Below are 22,564 nucleotides of genomic sequence, written 5' to 3'. Positions count from 1 at the left end.
AGTCAATCTCGGCCAAGTGTCGATCTGTCTCGCTCTTCCTGACTCACCGGTCCTCTTCTTTCCCTACCGTCGTTCCGCCAGGTCAGCGCCGACTAGAGGTGGCTGGTGGACGCGGAGGATGTGTGCTTGGAGTACGTCGATGGCCGGGGCGAGTTGCGCCGGGGGCCGCTTGAGGTGATGTGGCCGGTGCCGTTCGAGTCGGCGGGACCGGTCCGTAGGTTCCCCTCGTTCAGAGGGCAGCGGAATTTCACCGGCTGGTACTGGGCGGCGACAGGTGCCGTGCACGTGGGGTACGAGTCGTGGCTTGAGCGGGACCACCTGATGCGGCTGGACTTCGATCCGCAGGTGACGGCGATGGTGTCCCAGCCGTTCCGGCTGTCGTGGCGGGTGGAGGGCCGCAGGCGTCGGGTGGAGCACACGCCGGACTACTTCGTACGCCGCCGGGACGGCACTGCCGTGGTGATCGACGTGCGCCCTGATGAGCGGGTGGAGCCGCAGGACGCGGTGAAGTTCGCGGTGACGCGGGAGGCCTGCGGCCGTGTCGGCTGGAACTACCAGCGGGTCGGCGTGATGGATCCGGTGCTGGTGGCGAACGTGCGTTGGCTGGCCGGTTACCGGCACCCGCGGGTGATGCGGGACCCGGTGGCGGTGGCATTGCGGACGGTCTTCCAGCGGGGCCAGGGCTTGCTGGAGGGGGTGCGGGTGGTCGGGGATCCGATCGCCGTGCTGCCGGTGCTGTTCCACCTTCTGTGGCGCCGGGACCTGACCGCTGATCTGGAGTCCGCGCTGTTGTCGGCGGCCACTTTGGTGGGCCCCGGGCCGGTGCTGAGTTCGGGGGAGGTGGACAGGGATGTCTTCGCGTCCTCACGTGCTGTCGGTGGGTGACCGGGTGCGCTTCGACGGGCGCGAGCACACCGTTGCCGCGCTGTCCGGCACGACGGTGCGGCTGGTCGACGACGCGCAGGCGGCGAGCGTGGTCCTGCTCGGGCATCTGCTGGCCGCTGACGGCTTCGCCGTGGTCGGGACGGGGTCGGCGCGTCCGCCGCTGCCGGAGTCAGGGGTGCTGGAGGGGCTGCCCGAGGAGGTGGCAGAGCGGGCCCGGTGGTGGCAGCGGCACCTGACCGAGCTGCTGACCGGCCGCCAGGGCGGGGACTCGCACGCCCCGGTTCGCGCCGAGTACGACCCGGCGGTGCGCTCGTTGCGGCAGCGGGAGCTGGCCAAGCTGGCCGAACTGCACGCGGCGGGCGAGACGCTGGCGTTGAGCACGTTGCGCCGGATGCGGGGACGGTTCGAGCGGGAGGGGGTGGTCGGGCTGGTGGACGGGCGGCTGCGCAAGCCCTCGACCGGGACGGGCCGCGCCGATCCGCGGGTGGTGGCCGCGATCGAGAAGGTGGTGGCCGCCCAGAGTGAGCGGTCCACCGTCTCCGGGCAGGTGCTGCGGCGCCGGGTGGAGCGGGAGCTGGCCGCAGAGCACGGCAGGGGGACGGTTGCGATGCCCTCACGGGCAACGTTCTACCGGCTGCTGGAGGCGGTCTCCTGCGGGCGGCACACGCTGGGCTCGGCCCGCACCCGCAGGTCGCTGGCCAAGCAGCCGCAGCGGATGTTCGGGCAGCTGACCGCGGCCCGGCCCGGCGAGGTGATGGAGATCGACTCGACCCCGCTGGACGTGCTGGCCGTCCACGACGACGGGACGGTAGACACCTGCGAGCTGACCGGGCTGGTCGACCTGGCCACCCGGACGCTGGCGGCGGTGGTGCTGCGGCCGACGACCAAGGCGGTGGACGCCGCGCTGCTGCTGGCGCGGGCCATGACGCCGGAGCCGGTTCGCCCCGGCTGGGCCGAGGCCTTGGGCATGTCGCGCTCGGTGCTGCCACACGCCTCGCTGCTGCCGCTGGACGAGCGGCTGGCCAAGGCCGCGGCGGTGCCGGTGATCGTGCCGGAGACGGTCGTCAGCGACCACGGCAAGGCCTACATCTCCGACACCTTCCGGGATGCCTGCCGGTCGCTGGGCATCTCCTTCCAGCCCGCGCATCCGGACACCCCGACCGACAAGCCGCACGTCGAGCGGACTTTGCAGTCGGTGGCGACGATGTTCGCCCAGCACGTGGCCGGCTACAAGGGCCGCAACGCTGAGATGCGGGGCAAGGACCCCGCGGCCGAGGCGGTCTGGTCGGTCCACCAGCTTCAGGAGATGTTGCAGGAGTGGGTGGTGGCCGTCTGGCAGCATCGCCCGCACGAGGGCCTGCGGGATCCGCTCGTGGCCGGTCGGGCCCTGAGTCCGAACGAGAAGTACGCCGCGCTGGTGTCGGCCGCCGGATACGTGCCGGTCGCGCTCAGCCCAGCCGAGTACATCCAGCTCATGCCCCGCAAGTGGCGGGCGATCGCCCCCAGCGGCGTGAAGATCAACAACCGCACGTACGACGCTCCGGAGCTGAGCCCCTACCGGCGCCAGCCCTCGGGGTCCGGGCCGGACGGCCGGCTCTGGGAGGTCCGCTACGACCCCTACGACATCTCCTGCGTCTGGGTCCGCAACCACCGCGGCACTGGGTGGATCACCGCGACGTGGCGCCATCTGCGCACCGCACCCGTCCCGATGGGCGAGCTCGTATGGGACCGGACCCGCCAGGTGCTCAGCGAGCGTGAAGAGCGCAAGCCGACCGAGGAAGCGGTCGCCCAGGCGGCGGCCGAGCTGCTGGACAAAGCGGCAGACGGGCCCGAAGGGCAGCCGGCCCCACGCCGCAAGGGCCAGTCCGCCCACCGCCGGGACCGGAAGGTTGCAGCCCGGACCCGGGCCACCAAAGACCCCGCCTGGCCCCGGCCGGTGCCCCCCGCAGCCGAACCGACGACCGAACCAGCCCAGGACAACGAGGAGTTGGCGAACGAGGAGCTGGCGAAGGTGGTGCCGCTGGGCATCTTCGACGCCCGCGAGGAGGCGAAGCGATGGTGGTGAACACCTCCCGCGCGGAGGACCCGGCCCCGGAGGGCGAGGAACGCACTGAGCCGACTACCACGCTGGCCGGGTGGCGGCGGTTCGTGGAGAAGGATCCGGCCACCTTCACCCTTGCCTCCCCGGACCGCTGGGAGGCCATGACCGACGACGAGCGCTCGGACTACAACGAGGCCCGCACGGACTACCACTCCGAACTCCAGGTGGTGCGGACCTCCACCGTCAACGACGTCTGCCACCAGGGCCGCCTGCTGACCTTGCTGAACCGCAGGGAGTACGGCGCCCGCCGCGGCCTGATCATCTCCGGCGAGCGGACTACCGGCAAGTCCACCGCGCTCAAACAACTCGGCCGGCTGCACGAGCTGCGCGTCCGGCAGCGCTACCCCGACGGCAGGCGTATTCCGGTCGTCTACGTCACCGCTCCGCCCAAAGGATCACCGCGCAAGCTCGCGGTGGAGCTCGCCCGCTTCCTCGGCCTGCCGGTGATCACTCCCCGGCACAACACCACGGACATCACCAGCGCCGTCTGTCAGGTCCTCATCGAGGCCCGCACCGATCTGATCCTGGTCGACGAGATTCACCTGATGAACCTCGCCACCATCGCCGGCGAGGAGTTGTCCGACCACCTGAAGTACTTCACCGAGCACCTGCCCGCCACGTTCGTCTACGCCGGCATCGACGTCGAGCACTCCGGGCTGTTCACCGGCATCCGCGGCGGTCAGATCGCCGGCCGCTGCACCCTCCTGCACACCGGCCCCTTCCCTCTCGGCCCGGAATGGGAGGGCCTGGTCAAGACCATGGAGGACACCCTCCGGCTGCACCAGCACACCCCGGGCACCCTGGTGGAGCTCGCCAGCTATCTCCACCAGCGCACCAGCGGAATGATCGGAAGTCTCTCCCATCTGATCCGGGCCGCCGCCATCTCCGCGATCCTCGACGGCAGCGAGCGCATCACCCGCCGCAAACTGGCCGCCCTCCACGTCGATCACGCCAGCGAAAGCGCCTACCGCGGCGAAACCCGCAAGGCGGCCGGATGAGCCGCCCCCCAGGCCCCGAGGCCGTCACCTCGCTGCCGTTCACCCCGGTGATCGCACGGCCCTTGCCGCACACCGTCACCCCGTTCCCGAACGAGACGCTGGAGTCCTACACCCACCGCCTGGCCGCCGTGAACCGCATCCCGGAACGTCACCTGCGCACCCCTTCCCGCTGGCTCCGCTGCCCGCTCAACGAACTTGACCTGCTGGCCCTCCTCAGCGGCCAGCCCCGCACATCCCTGGCCTGGGCCATCCCCGAACTCCGCCGCTACGCTCCCGGCATCGCTCCGCCGCTCAAGTCGCTCGGCGTGATGACTCGGTTCGCCTGCCGCCGGTGCGTCTGGCAGGCCGGCGGCACCGGATCAGTTCATGTCCACGTGCGCAGCCGTTACGACCTCGTATGCGTCCGGCACGGCATCTGGCACAGCGAGGGCGTGGCCTTCGTTGAACAGCAAATCGACCTGGCTCCGATTCCCCAAGTCACCCGGGCACAGGTCCTCATCAACCGTTTGGAACAGCGGCATGGTGAGCGCTTCATCGCGGAGTGCTACCGGGTTTGCGAACGCCACTGGTCGGAACTGGACCGCCGCGGCCTGGTCCGCAACGACGCTACTGCGCTCCTCGACCGACTCCATACGACCAACCCACGCGAGCACAAACCCTTCGGCCCACACCACCGTTTCCGGCTGGCTTCCCGCTTCCCCCAGCTGGCACGATTCATCGCTCTGGTCGTCGCGCTGTCGCTGAAGCTCACGACGAACATGTCACGAGAAGAGGCAGGCCCCAGGATCCTGGCCGAGTTCGAGCGCCTCTTCACCCTCGACTACCGGCCACGCTCCATCACGGGCCCCTGGATGCGCACCGCCCTCGTTCACCTCGTCGTCCGCATGGCGCACGAAGCCCAAGTGCTCAGGTTGAGTGAGACAGAAGCCCCCACACCGTCCCACTCGATCTGAACCACCGCTGGTCACAGCCTCGTCATGGCTCACCCTCACTGAGACGAGACACGATCTTGCCTGGTGGTGGGCTGTTACGCTGCCCGGCGATCGCGGAACTGGCCGCGGACCGGCCGGAGTCGGCGGCAACGAGAAGGGGCGGTTTCGCTGATCACCGTGCTGATCCTGAAGATGACGGCTGAGCGCGGTGCCCGGCAGCGCAGGACGCTGCCCTGGGCCCGCCTGTCCCGCGTACGCACCGCCCCCGGAGCCACCTCATGAGCGACCGCACCCGCGAGGAGCCCCCACCGATACCCGAAGCTCCGCCTGCGGCCGATGAGGCGCCGGAGCCGGCTGCGTCGGTTGACGATGCTCCGGAGCCAAGTGGTGAGACCACGGCTCCGGCTGATGACGCCTCAAAGGCCGATGACGCCCCCGATCCGGCAGCGGCACCGGCGGATGCCCCGGCATCGTCAGCGCCTGAGACCGGGACGGAGGCTGCGGAGCCGTCTGCGGACGCTTCGGCGGATGATGCCCCGGAGCCGGCTGCGTCGGTTGACGATGCTCCGGAGCCGTCCACGTCGACGGATGTTCCTGAGCGGACTGCCGACGCCGCGCCTGCGGCGGATGATGCCCCGGATCTGCCGACTGATGCGCCGGATGCGGCTGATGAGGCTCCTGAGTCGGCTGATGATGCTGGTGATGAGGCGCGGGAGTCGCGTGCGGAGGCCTCGGCCGAGGATGCCCCGGAGCAGGCGGCGCCGGCGGATACCTCTGCGCCGTCTGCGTCTGAGGACGGGGTGGAGGCTGTTCCAGAGCGGGCCGAGGCCGCAGAGTCGTCTGCGGATGCTTCGGCGGATGATGCTCCGGACCCGAGGGAGACGGCCGATGATGCTTCGGAGCAGGCGGAACCGGCCGACGAGACCTCGGATTCGGCTGCCGAGGCTTCGGGCCGGGCTGATGAGGTGCCGGAGTCGGACGATGATGCCCCGGATCCGGCTGTGGACGGTTCGGAGTCAGCTGATGAGGTGCGGGAGTCGCCTGCGGAGGTTTCGGAGGATGACGCTCCGGACCCCACGGCGTCGGTCGACGATGCTCCGGAGCCCCCCGCGTCTACGGACGTTTCGGAGTCGGATGCCGACACCGCGCCTCCGGCCGACGGCGCTCCGGAGCCGAAGGCGCAAGACGCTCAGGACCTCGCCGCGCACGCTGAGAGGGAAGCCGAGTCGGCCGAGGCGTCCAATGCCGAGGCCCCGGACATGGCTGAGGATAAAGCCGAACAGTACGACAACAAGGCGCTACGCGACGGCCCCCACTACCAGCAGGAGCTCGACGACCAGTTGGCGGCACGCGGCCTGGACCGCTCCGAGCACGACAAGCTCCGGCTCAGCCGGACCAATGACCTGAGCGAGGAGCAGGCCCGCGAGGTCGTCGAGGTCCGTGACGCGATCAAGCTCGACGAGGGCCGAATGGTTACCAAGGTGATCGACCCGAAGACCATGGAGGCCTACTTGAGCAACGCCACGACGCTCGGCAGGAGGCCCTTCGATCCCGGGCAGTTCCGAGGCTCCATCGCGCGCGGCTGCGACACCGCCGACCTGCGCAGCATGGACCAACTGCGCGACGGACTCGCTCTTGACGACGGCGGGGCGGGTTGGACCCCCGTCCCTCCCGGCGCGCCCGAGGCGTACCAGCTGCGCTTCCCAGCCCCGCACGACATACGGGCCGAGCCGTCCCTCGGCGCCGTCGACGACAAGGAGTTGGCCGACCGCATCGCCGGCATAGCCGGCCAGAGTGAGGGGCGGAGCTGGGAAGACCCGTTTCTTGGCACCGGCTACACCGGCGGGGGTGTCCCGGAGTGGCTTGCCGAGCCAACCGGTATCCCTCACCATGCTGAGATTTGGCGTATGCGCGCCGACGGTACGGAAGAGGCCATCGGCTTTTTCGACAAGAACGAAGGGCTTTGGAAAAAGGTATGACTGACGCTGCGGGTTTCCGTTTCCCGGTCAAGGGCGAGGTCGCCGTCTTCCACGGAGACCGCTACCGGGCCCGTGCCGCCGTGGGCCTGTGGCCGTGCGTCGAACTGCTGCCCGATCCCGGCCGCCCCGCACCCGAAGGGCTCGCGCCGCGCGAGGCTGCCGACGGGTCGGTGGGATACCCGGTTGCGCCGGAGCGCCTGGAAGCCTGGGACGCCGTGACGTGGACGTTCCGCTGGCGCGGCGAGCTCTTCGAATGCACCGCCGCCACGCCCACCACGCTCTCGGGCGACTACCTCGGCTCCGACGAACACTTCGCCAAGGAACACCTCAAGCGTCTGGCCATCACTTACTACGGCGATTTCCCGCGAGACGAGGTCACCGAGCTGGAGATGCACCGTGAGGATCTGATCCAGCCACTGCAAGCCCTGGTGCGTCGTCTGGACGAGTTTGACCACTTTCGCCCCAAGGCCTTCGCGGTCCACCACGGCCGTACGTACCCGGCCGCTGACCAGGCCGACGCGTCGGGCCTCGTCGCCCTTACCGCCGGGGATGACCGGCCTGAGGAGCTCGTCGCCGATCCCCGGGACCCGAGCGGCGAGCGCTTCATGGCCGCCCCGGAGCAGTTGGACGCCTGGTACCGGACCTACTGGACCTTCCGCTGGGAGGGTGGCCCCTTCGACGCCGTCGGGACGGTGGACGGCAGGATCAAGGGCATCTACACAGGCCGCAGCTGGGGCTTCGTGGACAACTTTCAGCTTGACCCGGAGAAGGGCCCCGACGGGGTCCGCACCCAATACACGATCACGGTGGACCTCGACGGCGTCACCGACCTCGAACAGCACCGCACCGACCTGCTGGCCGACAAGTAGCCCGTAATTCCGAATCAGCCCCGTCCGGGGGTATCTCGCGGGCGCGCACCGGGGGGAGGGTGAAGGAGCGCGCCCGCTCGTCACGATGTGCCTGCCACCGGCCCCAACGGGGGTAGGGCCGGGGGCAGGAGTTCGTGGGCGGCGCCGGTCAGGCGCCGTACGGGCGGGCGGCGCGCGCCTCCCGCAGGGACACGGCCCACCAGGTCAGCTGGTCCAGCATGACCTTCGCCGCGCCGGCGGCCTGAACGCCCGCCGCCTCGTCCAGGTGCCGGCCGTCGGTGTCGAACGTGCCCCAGGGGCTGTGGAAGCTGACCTGCTCGCGGATGGGCACAGCGTGCAGCTCGGTGAAGATAGGCCGCAGGTGCTCTACCGCGCGCAGGCCGCCGGCCAGGCCGCCGTACGAGACGAAGGCGACGGGCTTGGCGCGCCACTGCGTGTAGTGCCAGTCGATGAGGTTCTTCAGGGACGCCGGGTAGCTGTGGTTGTACTCGGGCGTCAGGACGACGTACGCGTCGGCCTGTTCGAGCCGGGGCGTCACCTCGGCGAGCGCGGCGGCGTCCTCGGCGGACGGCTCCTTGGTGAGCCGCACCGGCAGCGGGTGGAGGGCCAGGTCGATGAGATCGACCTCGATGCCGCCGTGCTGGGCGACCTGGTCGGTGAACCACTTGGCGACGGTGGGGCCGAAGCGCCCGTCGCGGGTGGAGCCGACGATGACGGCGAGGCGATAGGTGCTCTCGGACACGATGGGACCTCTGGAGTCGTGAGTGGTGTGGGCGGGTGTGTGTGGAGTGGTGGGTGGCTGTGAGCCGCTCCATTGCCCGGAAGTCTGGAACCTCAACACCGCTTGAGGTCAAGGGGCGTTGGGGGAATTGGGGTGATTGCCGGATAAGTCATTTTTTAAATGTCACGTTCCGCGCGTTTCACGCGTTTCAGAAGATGTCCGCGCACCACGGCCGCCGCCCCGTACGCAGCAGCGCGTCCGCCCGCCCCGCCGCGCCGGGCCGCTCCTCCGCCGCCTGCCCGAGCGCCGTGAGCCGTACGGCGGACTCGTCGCCCAGGTAGAGGCTGCCCAGCGCGGCGGCCGGCAGCGACAGATCGGCCGGCCGCCCCGTACGGACGCAGGAAGCGCCGTCGGGGCCCGCCTCCAGCAGGAAGCGTCCGCCGGCGGGCCCGGCCGGGTCGGTGACGTCGAGGACCAGCGATCCGGCCACGGGGTACGTGCGGGACCGCAGGAGCTCCGGCACGTCCAGCGGCCGCAGCCACAGGAAGTCGGCGTGCGTGAGCACGCGCGCGGCCCGCGGGTCCGGCAGCAGGTCCGGCAGGAGGTCGTCGGGCGCCCGGTACCCCGTGCGGACGCGGGTGATCCAGTCGATCGAGAGCAGGAACAGCCACAGGGCGCGCTCGGCGGCGGGGGAGACCGCGACGAGGTCCAGCACGGTCGCCGTCTGGTGCGGCAGCTTGGCCTCCCACCTGTCGTCGGCGGTGAAGACGAGCAGACCGTCGACGGTGCCCTCCGCCGAGCGGTAGACCACGGCGAACGGCTCGGTCCAGGGGGTGTCGTCGATCGGCAGCGCGCCCGTGTTCCGCCGCCACCACGTCTCCGTGCGGTCGACGAGGCCGTGCCGGACGGCCCGGACCCGCTCGTAGAGGGCGGGGCCGTGCTCCCGCAGCGCGGCGACGTCCACGTAGTCGACGCGCCCGCCGTCGCCCGGGCCCGCGTGGCGCGGGTCCACGCCCGTGCGGGCCACGTCCACCTCCCACTCGACGACCCGGGCGGCCGGGCCGAAGCCGAAGCGGCCGTAGATCGGGTACTCGGCGGAGATCAGCGTCGCGGCGGCGTCCCCGCGCTCCGCGGCCTCCCGCAGATCGCGGTCGATCATGCGGCTGAGCAGGCCGCGGCGGCGGTGCGTGGGCGAGACGCTCACGTTGCTGACGGCGTTCGCGGTCACCGACGCGCCGCCGGGGACGCTGATCCGCTGCGTGAAGCTGCGGTACGTGGCCACGCAGCGGCCTTCGTCGAACGCGCCCTGGGCACGGGCGAAATCCATGAGCCCGCGGCGGTACGCGAGCTCCGCCTTGCTCACGGCGGGCGATTGCACGTAGCCGGTGCGGCGGGCCCGGATCCAGTTGGGGAGGTCGTCTTCGGTGATCGTGCGGACGTCGAGGCTCATGGGCGCGACGCTAGGCGGCGGGCGGCGGGCCCCGCACGGGGATTTCCGCGGGCGCCCGGCGCCCGGCGCCCGGACGCCCGGCGCCCGCCGTTACGCCAGGAGGTCGTCCACCTGCGCTTCGCCCTCGCGGTAGCGGCGGGCGATCTCGCCGCTGCAGTCGTCCGCCGTACGCTGCAGCTGCTGGCGCCGCACCGACACCTGCCGCTCGTACGACGCCAGGCGGCTCATGGCCTCGTGCAGCTCGCCGTCCGTGCGGGCGCCCAGGTCCGACAGCTCCACCTCCGACAGCATGTCCTCGGCCAGCCGCCGGTACTCCTCGCTGTGCGGCGTGCCCACGGTGACGTGGCGGGCGGACGAGCGGTGGTCCGAGGGGGAGTCCGCGAGGATCTCCGACAGCCGCTCCACGACGAGGCGGGCCATGACCGGGGAGCCCGGCGCGGAGCGGCGCGCCAGCTCGGCCCGCAGGATGTCGATCCGGCCCTGCAGGAGCCGCCGCACGTAGCTGAGGTCCGCCTCGTCCCGCCGGGCGTCCCGGCGCAGGGCGCGCAGCTCCACCAGGCTCAGCTCGCCGAGGGCGCGGCCGGGGACGTCCGCCTGCCGGCCGGAGCGCTGGCTCGGCGGCCGGGGCTGCCGGCCGTCGGCTGCCTTGAGCATGGGGCCGTCCTCAATGGGTGTGGTCATGCGCGTCTTCCGTTTCCCCTCGGGCGGTGTGCGGCCGTATCACGTTTGCCCGCACAAGGCACCGCCTGCACGCATCGTGCCACTGGGTGAGGCCCGGGCGCAGGGTCTCCGCACCCGAACGGCCCTGGATGGACGCAAGGCATCATGGTCCGTATGCGTGCAGTGGTGCAGAGGGTGGACGGGGCGCGGGTCGTCGTCGACGGCGAGACCGTCGGAGAGATCATCGGACAGGGGCTGTGCGTCCTCGTCGGAGTGACCCATGACGACACCCCGGCGAAGGCGGAGCAGCTCGCCCGGAAGCTGTGGTCCGTACGGATCCTCGAAGACGAGAAGTCGTGTTCGGATGTTGGGGCGCCGCTGCTCGTGATCTCGCAGTTCACTCTGTACGGTGACGCCCGGAAGGGGCGGCGGCCCACGTGGAACGCGGCTGCTCCTGGCGCGGTGGCGGAGCCGTTGGTCGACGCGGTCGTCGCGCACCTGCGCGCGCTGGGCGCGCAGGTGGAGACGGGCCGGTTCGGTGCGGACATGAAGGTGTCGCTGACGAACAACGGCCCGTTCACGGTCCTGGTCGAGGTCTGACCGCCCGGTCCGGCACCGCCGGACCGGGCTCAAGCCGTACGCCCCCGCCCCCGCCGGACGGCGTTACGGTTCCACGACCACTTCCTGCGTCGCCGCCGTCTTCTCGCCCACCAGCAGCGCCGCGTCGACCGCGACGTTCCGCTTGACCAGGGCCAGGGCGATCGGGCCCAGTTCGTGGTGGCGGGCCGAGGTCGTCACGAAGCCCAGCTGGCGGCCCTCCGGGCCGTCGGAGGCGAGGCGCACGGGGGCGCCGTGCCCCGGCAGGGACACCTCGCTGCCGTCGAGGTGCAGGAAGACCAGCCGCCGCGGCGGCTTCCCCAGGTTGTGGACGCGGGCCACCGTCTCCTGGCCGCGGTAGCAGCCCTTCTGGAGGTGGACCGCAGGGCCGATCAGGCCCAGCTCGTGCGGGATGGTCCGGTGGTCGGTCTCCAGGCCGAGCCGGGGGCGGTGCGCCTCCACCCGGAGCGCCTCGTAGGCGAGGACGCCCGCGGCCGGGCCGTGCGCCGCCGCGAACGGCTCCAGCAGCGCGCGCGGCAGGAACAGGTCCCGTCCGTGCGCCGTCTCGCGCGCCAGGACGCCCTCGGGTGCTTCCGTGATCGAACCCGCGGGCAGGTGGACGACGGCGAAGTCGTCCGTACGGTCGGCGACCTCGACGCGGTAGAAGAACTTCATGCTCTCCAGGTAGGCGATGAGCGCCTCCTGGGTGCCGGGCTCGACGTGGGCCCAGACGGTCTCGCCGTCGTCCACCAGGTACAGCTGGTGCTCGATGTGCCCGTGGGCGGAGAGGATCAGGGCCTCCGTCGCCTGCCCCGGGGGAAGCTCGCTGACGTGCTGGGTGAGCAGGAGGTGCAGCCAGCTCAGCCGGTCGGGCCCGGTGACGGTGACGACCCCGCGGTGCGAGAGGTCGACGAAACCGGACCCTCCGGCGAGCGCGCGCTGTTCGCGGAAGAGATCGCCGTAGTGCGCGGCGACCCCTTCGTCCGGGGCCTCGGCGGCGACGGCGCCGGGCAGCGACAGCAGCGGGCTGGCTTTCGATTCACGCGGCATGGGCCAAGCCTACGGCGCGCCCGGCGGCTCCTCCGAGGCGCGCCCGGCGGTGCACTTCCCGCACCGGCCGAAGATCGCGAAGTGCTTCATGTCGGTCTCGAAGCCGAACTCCGCGCGGAGCCGGTCCGTGAACTCCGCGGCGACGGACAGGTCGGCCTCGATGACGCCCGTGCAGTCCCGGCAGACGAGGTGTATGTGGTGGTGCCGGTCGGCGAGGTGGTACGTGGGGGCGCCGTGCCCGAGGTGGGCGTGGCTGACGAGGCCCAGCTCCTCCAGGAGCTCCAGGGTCCGGTAGACCGTGGAGATGTTGACCCCGCCGGCGGTGCGCCGGACCTCGGTCAGGATGTCGTCCGGCGTCGCGTGCTCCAGCCGGTCGACGGCCTCCAGGACGAGCTGGCGCTGCGGCGTCAGCCGGTATCCGCGCCTACGGAGGTTGCTCTGCCAGTCGGTGTCCACCACCCTCCCAGTCTAGGAGCCTCACGCGCCCCGGACCCCCTTCAGATAGCGGGCGAGCGCGGCGATGGCCGCCGGGTTGCGGGGGCTCTCGACGAGGTCGACGTAGTCGAGGACGAAGATCCGGTCGTTCTTGACGGCCGAGACGTTCGCGAGCGGCGCGTACGACTTCAGGAACTCCTTCTTCTGCTCGGCCGTCACGTCCCCGTAGTTGTTGATGACGATGACGTCGGGGTTGCGCTCGACGACGGTCTCCCAGCCGACCGAGGGCCAGGTGTCCTTCACGTCCTTCATCACGTGGTCGCCGCCGGCCTTGGTGATGATGTCGTGCGGCCCGGCGAAGGCGCCGGAGGTGGTGGCCTTGTCGCGGCCGTCGTCGTAGAGGAAGACGGTGGGCCGCTTCCCGTCCGCCGGCACGCCCGCCTGCGCCTCGGCGACCTGCTTCTTGAAGTCCGCGACGAGCTTCGCCGCCCGGTCCTCCACGTCGAAGACCTTCCCGAGCGTGGTGAGGTCGGTGTAGAGGGCCTCCAGGGGCGGCATCACGCCGCGCGCCTTGCCCGCGCCGCCGTTGCGGCAGGACTCGGTGAGGACGTACGAGCCGACGCCGAGCTTCTTCAGGGCGTCGGGGGTGAAGCCGCTGCCCTCGTTGAAGCCGTAGTTCCAGCCCGCGAAGACCAGGTCGGCCTTGGCGTCCAGCACGATCTCCTTGGTGATCTCCTTCTTGGAGAGCCACTTCACCTTCTCGTAGCCGTCCTTCCACGGCACGGACTCGCGGTCGGCGCGGTAGTCGGGGGCCACGTAGCCGGCCATGCGGTCCTCCAGGCCGAGCGCGAACATGATCTCCGCGATGCCGACGTCGTTGGTGACCACGCGCTGCGGCGCCTTGTCGTACGTCGTCTTCACGCCGCAGTTCTCGATGGTCACGGGGTAGTGCCCCGGCTTGTTCCCGCCGGTGGTCTCCCCGCCGGCGCGCTCGGCGACCTTCGCCCCGCAGCCGGAGGCCAGGGCGAGCGTGGTGAGGACGGCGAGGGCGGTGCGGGTGGTGCGGGTGATGCGGGCAGTACGGGCGTTGCGCTGGGCCATGCGGGGTCCTTACGAAGTGGGCAGGCGGTCGAACAGCAGGCGCGTCGCGCCGGTCTCCGGGTGCGGCACGCGATGCGCCCGTACGCCGAACACGCCGGCGAGGAGCTCCGCGGTCAGCACCTCGCCGGGCGGCCCCGACGCGACGACGCGCCCGCCGCGGACGACGTAGAGCACGTCGCAGTGCGTCGCGGCGAGGTCGATGTCGTGGAGGGCGGCCAGGACCGTCAGGCCCGCGTCCCGCACCAGCGCCAGCACCTCCAGCTGCTGGGCGATGTCCAGGTGGTTGGTCGGCTCGTCCAGGACCAGCACCCGAGGCTCCTGGGCGAGCGCGCGGGCGATCAGCACGCGCTGCTTCTCGCCGCCGGACAGTGTCGGGAAGCTCCGGCCGGCCAGGTGGGCCGCGCCGACGCGCTCCAGGGCCGCCGCGCACACCTCGGCGTCGCGGGCGGTGGCCCGGGTGCCGGAGCGCTGGTGCGGCAGCCGGCCCATGGCGACGACCTCGCCCGCCGTGAAGTCGAACTCGCTCGCCGTCTCCTGCGGCAGCGCCGCCAGCCTGCGCGCGCCCTCCCGGGCGCTCAGGGCGTGGAGGTCGTCGCCGTCCAGGCGGACGGTGCCGGTGACGGGCCGCAGGGCCCGGTAGGCGCAGCGCAGCAGCGTGGACTTGCCGCTGCCGTTGGGGCCGATGAGGCCCACGAACTGCCCGCTCCCGGCGTGCAGGGCGATGTCGGACACCAGCCGGGCGCCCGCGACCTCGACCGACAGGTCCTCGATGTCGACCCGCATCAGGCGCCTCCGAAGGTGTAGCGGCGGCGCCGCATGAGCAGCACGAAGCAGGGCACGCCGATGAGGGCGGTCAGGACGCCGACGGGCAGCTCCACCGGCGCGAGCAGGAGCCGGGAGGCGATGTCGACCCACACCAGCAGCACGGCGCCCAGCAGCGGGGCGACGGCCAGCACGCGGCGGTGGTCTGCGCCGACGAGCATGCGGGTGACGTGCGGGACCATCAGGCCGACGAAGCCGATCGCGCCGCTGACGGCGACGACGGCCCCGGTCACGGCCGCGGCCAGCACGAACAGGCAGCGGCGCATCCGGTCGGGGTCCACGCCCAGCGCGGCCGCCGTCTCGTCGCCCATGGCCAGTGCGTTGAGGCTGCGCGCCGCCCACAGCAGCGCGCCGATCCCGGCCAGCACGACGGCGGCGGCGATCGGCAGGGACGCCCAGGTGGCGCCGCCCAGGCTGCCGAGCAGCCACATCATGGCCGAGCGGGCGGCCTCGCCGCGCTCCGCGCTGAAGATCATCAGGGTGGTGACGGCGGAGAACCCGTAGTACATCGCCGAGCCGGTCAGCACCAGCCGCAGCGGCGTCAGGCCCTGCGGGGTGCGCGCCGCCAGGTAGACCAGCACCATCGCGGCGAGCGCCGACACGAACGCCGCCCCGGACAGCGCCCAGACCCCCAGCGAGGCCAGCGCGCCGAACAGCAGGACGGCGTTGGCGCCGATCGCGGCGCCCGAGGAGATGCCCAGCACGAACGGGTCGGCCAGGGCGTTGCGGACCATGGCCTGTACGGCCACGCCGACGGCGGAGAGCCCCGCGCCGACGACGGCGGCCAGCAGGGCGCGCGGGAAGCGCAGCTCCCAGACGATGGTGTACGAGGAGACCTCGGCGGGCGTGATGATGCCGCCGGTGAGGCCCGCCTGCAGGTAGCGCAGCGTCTCGCCCCACGTGACGCCCGCGGCACCGAGGCCCGTGCCGCACAGCACGGAGACCAGGAGCGCGGCCGTGAGCACGGCCAGCAGGGGCGGCAGCGGCAGCCGCCGCGGCGGCGTGCCGGGGCCCGGCGGCGCGCCGGGCGCGGGACCGGGACGCTCCGGGCGGAGGACCGGGAGATCTGTCGTCACGGGACGTACGCCTTCGCCTCGGGCCGCGTCCGTACGTACGGAGAAGCGGCCCGGAGCGGGGTGCGGTCGTGCCCGGGTGGTTCCCCTCGCAGTCCACGGCGAGTTGTGCGGGGATCGTGCGCGCCGTGGGCGATCGGGCTTACGGAAAAGGCCCCTAAGGGCCTTTTCCGCCTACCGTTGCGGGTCAGCGCCGGACTTCGACCGGACTTCCCCCACGGGGCGCTTGCGGTTGTTCGGGCCGGAGGGCTCAGCCGGTGTAGGGCGTGCCGTCCGGGTTGTAGAAGGCCACGCCGTCGGGGGCGTCCTCGGGCAGGCTCGCGGCCCACTCCTGGAGGCTCTTCTGGTCGGCGACCTTCTTCAGGTGCGCCGACATGTACGGGCGCAGGGGCACCTCGGGGGTGGCCTTCTCGCCGACCCACATCAGATCGCCCTTGACGTAGCCGTACAGGCGCTTGCCGCCGCTGTACGGGCCGGAGGCCTCGGTGCGCGCGACCGCGTCCGTGGCGAGGTCGATCTGCGGCTTCTGGTCGGCCAGCTCGCCGTACCAGACCTCCGCGACGCCCGCGTCGCGGACCATGACGATCTCGACCTTGCGGTCCTTGTCGATCCGCCAGTAGCCGGTCTCGGTCTCCAGCGGGCGCACCATCTTGCCCTCGGCGTCGAGCACCCAGCTGTGCGACGTGTACTCCAGGAAGTCACGGCCGTCGTGGGTGAAGACGACTTCCTGACCGAAGTTGCACTTCTCGGCCCCGGGGAAGTCCGCGACGCCGGCACCCTCCCAGGTGCCGAGGAGGAAGGCGAGGGGCACGAGGTCCGGGTGAAGGTCGGACGGAATCTCGATCATGGGCTCAGACGATCTGTGCGAGGACGGGTAACGGGACGGGTCAGCGCTGGCCCTGGTACAGCTTCTTCCAGGTCAGACCGGCGAACGCGAGAACGCCGACGGCGACCAGCACGAGCAGGGTGGTGAAGACTGCCTCAAGCACGAGCGCGCTCCTCGTCGGGAGTGAGGGTGTACGGACCGGTCACGAGTCTAGTCGCCCGCTGTTCCCGCGGCGCTGTGAGGTGGATCGTGGCCGCCCGGCCTTGCGGCGACGGGGCTAGAGTGCCTGGCATGGCCAAGAAGCTGGTGATCAAGGTGACGGCGGGCGCGGACGCGCCCGAGCGGTGCTCGCAGGCGTTCACGGTGGCGGCCGTCGCCGTCGCGAGCGGGGTCGAGGTCTCGCTGTGGCTGACCGGCGAGTCGTCGTGGTTCGCGCTGCCGGGGCGGGCGGCGGAGTTCGAGCTGCCGCACGCGGCGCCCCTGCCGGACCTCATCGAGGGCATCAAGGCGGGCGGCGGCGCGATCACGCTGTGCACGCAGTGCGCGGCGCGGCGCGGCATCGAGGAGAAGGACCTGATCGAGGGCGCGCGGATCGCCGGCGCGCAGGTCTTCGTGCAGGAGGCGATGGCGGAGGGCGTGCAGGCGCTCGTCTACTGAGCGCCCCGCGGGCACGGCCCCGCGGCTTCGGCGCCTCAGTACCTTTTCTTGCCGTCGAGCTCGTCCCACCACTCGTCCGACTTCGGGTCGCCGGAGGGGTCGTCCCACCAGCGGTCGTCGGGCCCGCGCCGGTTGGCGACGATGGCGGCGACGGGCGGGATGACCATGGCGAACAGGCACATCCCCACCGCGGCGGGCACCGACCACAGGCGCACGACCGCCCACGCCAGGACGAACAGCCCGATGCAGATGCCCATCATGGCGAAGTACAGATGACGCCGCCGCGCGTACATACGTCAACGGTACGGCGGCGGCACGGAGGGCCGCACCCCCCGAGGCGTCCAACCCGGGGTGCGGCCCTCCGGCCGTCGGTGGCGTCCTGTGACGCCCGTCGTCAGACGGCGATGGCGACCTCGGCCAGGCCGCCCTGCTGTGTCACGACCTTGCGGTCGGCGGTCGCGCCGGGCACCAGCGCGCGGACCGTCCACGTGCCCTCCGCCGCGTAGAAGCGGAACTGCCCGGTCGCGGACGTGGGCACCTCGGCGGTGAACTCGCCGGTCGCGTCCAGCAGGCGCACGTAGCCGGTGACGGGCTCGCCGTCGCGGGTCACGAAGCCCTGGATCGTGGTCTCACCGGGCTTGGCGGACGAGGCGTCGGGGCCGCCGGCCTTTGCTCCACACATAAGCGTTTCCTTCGATTGCCTGTTGCCTGTTGCCTGTTGCCTGTGGCGGGGGAGACGGTCAGTTGGCGCCGAGCTCGATCGGCACGCCGACGAGGGAGCCGTACTCGGTCCAGGAGCCGTCGTAGTTCCTGACGTTCTGCTGACCGAGCAGCTCGTGCAGCACGAACCACGTGTGCGCGGAGCGCTCGCCGATGCGGCAGTAGGCGATGGTGTCCTTCGACAGGTCCACGCCCGCGCCCTCGTAGAGCGCCTTCAGCTCCTCGTCGGACTTGAACGTGCCGTCGTCGTTGGCCGACTTCGACCAGGGGATGTTGCGCGCGGTCGGCACGTGGCCGGGGCGCTGCGACTGCTCCTGGGGGAGGTGCGCCGGGGCGAGCAGCTTGCCGCTGAACTCGTCGGGGGAGCGGACGTCGATGAGGTTGAGCTCGCCGATCGCCGCGACGACGTCGTCGCGGAAGGCCCGGATGGAGGCGTCCTGCGGCTGGGCGCGGTACTCGGTGCGGGGGCGCTGCGGGACCTCGGCGACCAGGTCGCGGGAGTCGAGCTCCCACTTCTTGCGGCCGCCGTCGAGGAGCTTCACGTCCTGGTGGCCGTAGAGCTTGAAGTACCAGTAGGCGTAGGCGGCGAACCAGTTGTTGTTGCCGCCGTAGAGGACGACCGTGTCGTCGTTGGCGATGCCCTTCGCGGAGAGCAGCTCCTCGAAGCCGGCCTGGTCCACGAAGTCGCGGCGGACGGGGTCCTGCAGGTCCGTCTTCCAGTCGATGCGGACGGCGGACTTGATGTGGTTCTTGTCGTACGCGGACGTGTCCTCGTCCACCTCGACGATGACGGTCTTGGGGTCGCCTGCGTCGATGCGGGCCTGTACCCAGTCGGCGTCCACCAGGACGTCACTGCGGCTCATGCTGTTCTCCTCCGGGGCAGTTGCGGATGTGCGCAAGCGCTTGCTGGGCGCGCGGCGAGGGGAGCGCGCGGCGCTGCGCAGCGGGTGGGATGGGAGACGAGACGGGGGAACGCTTCCCGTCAGACATGACGACAGAGCATGGCGGCGACGCGGCACAGGTCGACTGCCCGCCGCTTCGTGAGATCCGCCTGTCGCTTCATGCCCACGATCGTAGGGACGGGGAGTTGGCGTGTCACCGGTGTGTTGGATAGTGAGACGGGATCTTCCGGATGATGGGACAGCCGCTACCGGAGGGGCGCCGGTGGGAGCGCCCGCGCGCCGCCTCCGGGTGCCCGTACCACCGGGACGTCTGCCCTCCGGACGCTGTGTCTCGGTGTGTGGACGCGCGGCGGCGGGCCGGTCAGCCGGCCAGGTTGACGTTCGAGCCGGTCAGGGTGATGTCCACACCGTCCTGCGTGGCCACGACCTTGTCCAGCTTGATGCCCTTCGGCAGGCCGCTGATGCGCCGGTCGAAGTCCGTCTTCTGCCGGATCGCGCGCTCCAGGCCCGGGAAGGCCTGGGCCTCGTCGGGCATCTTGTCCGCCCGCACCCGGACGGTGTCGCCGTTCACGATCGTGACGGTGGAGACGACGCTGCGCTCCAGGGGCAGTCCCGCGAGCTGCACCTTGCCGGTGACCTTGACCTGGCTCTTGCCGGCGGCGCCCTGGCCGCCGAAGCCGACCTTCACCGACGGGTCGTTGGTGGCCTTGGTGAGGTCGTCGTACGAGAGGTGCGCCGTGCCCGTCGCCCGGGTCGCGACGGCGGAGCTGAAGCTGCTGTCGATCTTGACGTCCTGCAGCCTGGCGTCGAAGCCCGACACCCGGATCGACTGCCCGCCGGAGCTCGCGGTCGCGCCGTCCAGCTTGACCTCGACCTCCTCCAGCGTGGAGTCGGCGATCTGCGTGAGGAAGGGGAAGCCCTTGATGGAGACCTCGGGCGTGCCCGTGAGCCCCTGACTGCTGCGGATCTTCTCTGCCGCCTGGTCCTCGGCGAAGTACACCGCCAGACGGTCGGCGCCCACGAAAAGGGCCCCCAATATCACCGCGATGATCAGGGTGATGCGTATCGCGCGCATTCGGTTCTCCAGCTCCCCCGGGTCTCGGTCAGGCCCCTGCACTGCCCTTGCAATGCCATGGAGCCTAATTCCTTCTGAAGGATCCCTGTGAGGCGCAGGTGTCTCGTGGGGGTTGTTCGAGTGCTGGGGACCGTGATGCCTTCATGGAGCTGGGCTGGTGAAGCCTCCGGTTAGACCGTGCGGACGGTCCTCGTGCTCGTGGTGGTGGCGGTCGCGTGGGCGCCGGGCGGATGCCTTCGCATCCACACGGCAGAAATGCCCAAGAACAGATCGTGCGGCGTTCGGCGTCTTCGCAGCCGCCACCACCCACTGCTCTACTCGCTCGTTGATCTTCGTGGTGCGAGCCCGCCGCACGGTGACCTCTTGTTACGCCCGAGCCTGTCTGAGCTCCTGCATAGACCGAGGCCCGCGTGGCGCGCTGGTGCCACGCATGGCTAGCGAGGTGGCGGCCCGGCCCTGACGCCGAGGCCTGGAATTAGGTCGCCGCGTGGCCCGCATGTGCTCGTAACCAGCGCGAACGCTCATGCTCAGGGGAGGAACATCTTGATCTACTGCGGTATTGACTGGGCGGAACGAACCCACGATGTCGCCTTGGTGGACGACTCGGGCCAGTTGCTGGCCAAGCGGCACATCACCGACGACGCGGCCGGCTACAAGATCCTGCTGGACCTGCTCGCCGAATATGGCGACACCGAGGAGAACCCGATCCCGGTGGCGATCGAGACGTCCCGCGGCCTGCTGGTCGCCGTCCTGCGGACCGGCAAGCGGAAGGTCTTCGCGATCAATCCGATGGCTGCCGCCCGCTACCGCGACCGGCACAGCGTCTCCCGGAAGAAGTCCGACCCCGGTGACGCCCTGGTCCTGGCGAACATCCTCCGCACCGACATGCACGCGCACCGGCCCCTGCCGGGCGACAGTGACCTGGCCCGCGCCATCGCTGTCCTGGCCCGCGCCCAGCAGGATGTGGTCTGGAACCGCCAGCAGACGGCCAACCAGCTCCGGTCACTCCTGCGCGAGTACTACCCGGCCGCCCTGGCCGCGTTCGAACCCTGGAAGAACGGCCTGTGCCGCCCCGAAGCCCGCGAACTCCTCAAGGCCGCCCCGACCCCGGCCCGGGCCGCCCGGCTGACGCGCACGCAGATCGCTGCCGCGCTCAAGCGCGCCGGCCGCCAGCGCGGCATCGACACTGAGGCCGAGCGGCTCCGCGAGGTCTTCCGCGCCGACTGGGCCCATCAGCCGCCTCTGGTCGAGGACGCGCTCGGCAAGCAGATGCTCGCCCTCCTCATCCAGCTCACCGCCGCCTGCACGGCCGCCGACGATCTCGCCGAGGCGGTGGAGGAGGCGTTCCCTCAGCACCCGGACGCTGACATCATTTGCAGCTTCCCCGGACTCGGCGTCCAGCTCGGCGCCCGGGTGCTCGCCGAGATCGGAGACGACCGCACACGCTTCGCCGACGCCCGCGGCCTGAAAGCGTATGCAGGCTCCTCACCCATCACACGCGCGTCAGGGAAGAAGTCGAGCATCACCCGGCGATGGGTGAAAAACGACCGGCTCAACCACGCCGGCTACTTGTGGGCCTTCTCCTCGCTGCGGGCCTCGCCCGGAGCCATGGCGCACTACCGGCGACGGCGCGACGAGCACGGAGACTGGCACGCCTCCGCCCAGAGGAACCTCTTCAACCGCATGATCGGCCAGCTCTACCACTGCCTGCAGAAAGGCGAGCTGTTCGATGAACAGCTCGCCTTCCCCATGCCCCTTGCCTCCGCCGCTTGACGCCTTAGCGTCGCGAGGTGTCTAACCGGACCGCTGTGGGGGGAGGGACGGCCGAGCGGCGGCGGGTCAGCCCAGGACGCGGCCCAGGACGTAGACCGCGGGGGCCGCGGCCGTGAGCGGCAGGGCCACGCCCGCCGTCATGTGCACGAACCGCGACGGGTAGTCGTAGCTCGCGACGCGCAGGCCGGTGAGGGCGCAGGCGCCCGCGGCGAGGCCCAGCAGCGCGGCGGAGGTGCCCATGCCGGTGAGGCCGCCGGTGGCGATGCCCGAGCCCGCGGCCGCGAGCAGTGCCACGATCGGCGCGGCCACGGACGGCAGCGGCAGTGCCCGGGCCAGCGCGGTGACGGCCACGGCCGTCGCGCCGACCACGACGGCGTCGGAGGACGCGGCCAGGTGCCCGGCCGCGAGGACCGCGAGGGCGGAGGAGGCGGCGGCCGCCGTCAGGCCGTACAGGCGCTCGTCCGGCGCGGCGTGGCTGCGCAGCTGCAGCACGAGGACCAGCAGGAGCCACACGCCGAGGGTGCCGATGACGACGGTCGGCGCCTGGGACCCGTCGGTGGCCAGCATGCCGATGTCGGCGGCCACGCCGCCGAGGAACGCGAGCGCGATGCCCTGCCGGGCGGGCCACATGCCGTTGAGCCGGAACCAGCCCGCGGCCGTGACGGCCTGGAGCAGCACCAGCGGCACCACCAGCGCGAACTGACCGAGCGGCGCGGCGAGCGCGAGCAGCGCGGCGAGCGCCGTCGTCACCACCGCGGGCTTGAGGCCCGGCGAGAGGATCTGCGGCCGGCCCTCGGCCTTCGCCTTCTCGGCGGCCGTCATCGGCCGCTCGCCGCCGGCGCTGTCACCGCCGCGGTCGTCGCCCGTGACGGCCAGGGGGACGGCCGGGGGCGCGGGCTCGTGCACCGGGGCGGGCACGACCGCGGCCGGGGGCCCCG

23 protein-coding genes and 1 pseudogene are annotated in these 22,564 nt (G+C 71.4%); 9 read left to right on the top strand and 15 right to left on the bottom strand.

The features are described from left to right. Positions 1-120 precede the first annotated feature (120 nt). The 6 genes from ACSNOH_RS12090 to ACSNOH_RS12065 all read left to right on the top strand — a co-directional run bounded on the left by ACSNOH_RS12090 (position 121) and on the right by ACSNOH_RS12065 (position 7,764). Positions 121-885 (top strand): TnsA-like heteromeric transposase endonuclease subunit, encoded by a 765-nt coding sequence (locus ACSNOH_RS12090; protein ID WP_436721280.1) that lies wholly within the window; start codon positions 121-123, stop codon positions 883-885. Further along, entirely contained in the window at positions 851-2,950 is a 2,100-nt protein-coding gene (locus ACSNOH_RS12085) for a Mu transposase C-terminal domain-containing protein (RefSeq protein WP_436721259.1), read from the top strand. Before ACSNOH_RS12090 ends, ACSNOH_RS12085 begins: the two co-directional genes overlap by 35 nt. Continuing rightward, positions 2,941-3,984, top strand: coding sequence for an ATP-binding protein (locus tag ACSNOH_RS12080; RefSeq protein ID WP_436721258.1), 1,044 nt, complete (start codon positions 2,941-2,943; stop codon positions 3,982-3,984). The genes ACSNOH_RS12085 and ACSNOH_RS12080 overlap by 10 nt, the downstream gene beginning before the upstream one ends. A 62-nt stretch (positions 3,985-4,046) precedes the next feature. Next, positions 4,047-4,937: a hypothetical protein gene (locus ACSNOH_RS12075; RefSeq protein ID WP_436721257.1), complete on the top strand. Its 891-nt coding sequence runs from the start codon at positions 4,047-4,049 to the stop codon at positions 4,935-4,937. 257 nt (positions 4,938-5,194) lie between these two features. Beyond that, positions 5,195-6,895, top strand: coding sequence for a hypothetical protein (locus tag ACSNOH_RS12070; protein WP_436721256.1), 1,701 nt, complete (start codon positions 5,195-5,197; stop codon positions 6,893-6,895). Continuing rightward, positions 6,892-7,764 (top strand): hypothetical protein, encoded by an 873-nt coding sequence (locus ACSNOH_RS12065; protein ID WP_436721255.1) that lies wholly within the window; start codon positions 6,892-6,894, stop codon positions 7,762-7,764. Before ACSNOH_RS12070 ends, ACSNOH_RS12065 begins: the two co-directional genes overlap by 4 nt. Positions 7,765-7,912: 148 nt before the next feature. On the opposite strand, the gene ACSNOH_RS12060 is transcribed toward ACSNOH_RS12065, so the two are convergent. The 3 genes from ACSNOH_RS12060 to ACSNOH_RS12050 form a co-directional block, all read right to left on the bottom strand. Further along, positions 7,913-8,506: an NADPH-dependent FMN reductase gene (locus tag ACSNOH_RS12060; RefSeq protein WP_436721254.1), complete on the bottom strand. Its 594-nt coding sequence runs from the start codon at positions 8,504-8,506 to the stop codon at positions 7,913-7,915. A gap of 187 nt (positions 8,507-8,693) precedes the next feature. Further along, positions 8,694-9,935 carry a GNAT family N-acetyltransferase gene (locus ACSNOH_RS12055; protein WP_436721253.1) on the bottom strand — a complete coding sequence of 414 codons (1,242 nt, stop codon included), beginning with the start codon at positions 9,933-9,935 and terminating at the stop codon, positions 8,694-8,696. A 90-nt stretch (positions 9,936-10,025) separates the two neighbouring features. Then, positions 10,026-10,616, bottom strand: coding sequence for an RsiG family protein (locus ACSNOH_RS12050; protein WP_436721252.1), 591 nt, complete (start codon positions 10,614-10,616; stop codon positions 10,026-10,028). Between the two features lie 153 nt (positions 10,617-10,769). On the opposite strand from ACSNOH_RS12050, the gene dtd reads away from it, so the two are divergent. After that, complete coding sequence (gene dtd / locus ACSNOH_RS12045; protein WP_398382537.1) at positions 10,770-11,195, top strand: D-aminoacyl-tRNA deacylase; 426 nt, start codon at positions 10,770-10,772, stop codon at positions 11,193-11,195. Positions 11,196-11,258: 63 nt separating this feature from the next. On the opposite strand, the gene ygfZ is transcribed toward dtd, so the two are convergent. From ygfZ to ACSNOH_RS12015, 6 genes are all read right to left on the bottom strand, one after another. Beyond that, complete coding sequence (ygfZ, locus tag ACSNOH_RS12040) at positions 11,259-12,242, bottom strand: CAF17-like 4Fe-4S cluster assembly/insertion protein YgfZ (protein ID WP_436721251.1); 984 nt, start codon at positions 12,240-12,242, stop codon at positions 11,259-11,261. Between the two features lie 9 nt (positions 12,243-12,251). Then, complete coding sequence (locus ACSNOH_RS12035; RefSeq protein WP_436721250.1) at positions 12,252-12,701, bottom strand: Fur family transcriptional regulator; 450 nt, start codon at positions 12,699-12,701, stop codon at positions 12,252-12,254. 18 nt (positions 12,702-12,719) lie between these two features. Then, positions 12,720-13,778 carry an ABC transporter substrate-binding protein gene (locus ACSNOH_RS12030; RefSeq protein WP_436721249.1) on the bottom strand — a complete coding sequence of 353 codons (1,059 nt, stop codon included), beginning with the start codon at positions 13,776-13,778 and terminating at the stop codon, positions 12,720-12,722. A gap of 9 nt (positions 13,779-13,787) precedes the next feature. Continuing rightward, entirely contained in the window at positions 13,788-14,561 is a 774-nt protein-coding gene (locus ACSNOH_RS12025) for an ABC transporter ATP-binding protein (protein WP_436721248.1), read from the bottom strand. Next, positions 14,561-15,589 carry a FecCD family ABC transporter permease gene (locus ACSNOH_RS12020; protein ID WP_436721279.1) on the bottom strand — a complete coding sequence of 343 codons (1,029 nt, stop codon included), beginning with the start codon at positions 15,587-15,589 and terminating at the stop codon, positions 14,561-14,563. The genes ACSNOH_RS12025 and ACSNOH_RS12020 overlap by 1 nt, the downstream gene beginning before the upstream one ends. 334 nt (positions 15,590-15,923) lie before the next feature. Next, complete coding sequence (locus tag ACSNOH_RS12015) at positions 15,924-16,520, bottom strand: FABP family protein (RefSeq protein WP_436721247.1); 597 nt, start codon at positions 16,518-16,520, stop codon at positions 15,924-15,926. 270 nt (positions 16,521-16,790) lie between these two features. Here ACSNOH_RS12015 and ACSNOH_RS12010 point away from each other — a divergent pair, with 270 nt between their 5' ends. Beyond that, on the top strand, positions 16,791-17,156 hold the full coding sequence (locus tag ACSNOH_RS12010; RefSeq protein WP_436721246.1) for a DsrE family protein: 366 nt from the start codon (positions 16,791-16,793) through the stop codon (positions 17,154-17,156). A 35-nt stretch (positions 17,157-17,191) separates the two neighbouring features. Here ACSNOH_RS12010 and ACSNOH_RS12005 read toward each other — a convergent pair whose 3' ends face one another. The 5 genes from ACSNOH_RS12005 to ACSNOH_RS11985 all read right to left on the bottom strand — a co-directional run bounded on the left by ACSNOH_RS12005 (position 17,192) and on the right by ACSNOH_RS11985 (position 19,853). Next, positions 17,192-17,449: a DUF3099 domain-containing protein gene (locus ACSNOH_RS12005; protein ID WP_436721245.1), complete on the bottom strand. Its 258-nt coding sequence runs from the start codon at positions 17,447-17,449 to the stop codon at positions 17,192-17,194. Positions 17,450-17,550: 101 nt separating this feature from the next. Further along, complete coding sequence (locus ACSNOH_RS12000; protein ID WP_436721244.1) at positions 17,551-17,838, bottom strand: DUF1416 domain-containing protein; 288 nt, start codon at positions 17,836-17,838, stop codon at positions 17,551-17,553. A gap of 58 nt (positions 17,839-17,896) precedes the next feature. Next, complete coding sequence (locus ACSNOH_RS11995) at positions 17,897-18,739, bottom strand: sulfurtransferase (protein ID WP_436721243.1); 843 nt, start codon at positions 18,737-18,739, stop codon at positions 17,897-17,899. A 119-nt stretch (positions 18,740-18,858) separates the two neighbouring features. Then, positions 18,859-18,939 (bottom strand): putative leader peptide, encoded by an 81-nt coding sequence (locus tag ACSNOH_RS11990; protein WP_359104787.1) that lies wholly within the window; start codon positions 18,937-18,939, stop codon positions 18,859-18,861. 200 nt (positions 18,940-19,139) lie between these two features. Continuing rightward, complete coding sequence (locus tag ACSNOH_RS11985; RefSeq protein ID WP_436721242.1) at positions 19,140-19,853, bottom strand: LmeA family phospholipid-binding protein; 714 nt, start codon at positions 19,851-19,853, stop codon at positions 19,140-19,142. Between the two features lie 543 nt (positions 19,854-20,396). Here ACSNOH_RS11985 and ACSNOH_RS11980 point away from each other — a divergent pair. Next, positions 20,397-21,626 (top strand): IS110 family transposase, encoded by a 1,230-nt coding sequence (locus ACSNOH_RS11980; RefSeq protein WP_436721241.1) that lies wholly within the window; start codon positions 20,397-20,399, stop codon positions 21,624-21,626. Positions 21,627-21,692: 66 nt separating this feature from the next. On the opposite strand, the pseudogene ACSNOH_RS11975 reads toward ACSNOH_RS11980, so the two are convergent. Next, positions 21,693-22,564 (bottom strand): annotated as a pseudogene (locus ACSNOH_RS11975) (hypothetical protein); the annotation flags it as partial.

Source organism: Streptomyces sp. URMC 127 (assembly GCF_051386535.1).
Lineage (GTDB): Bacteria > Actinomycetota > Actinomycetes > Streptomycetales > Streptomycetaceae > Streptomyces.
The sequence above is the reverse complement of the archived record's forward strand: the minus strand, read 5'-3'. Positions and strand labels throughout refer to the sequence as shown.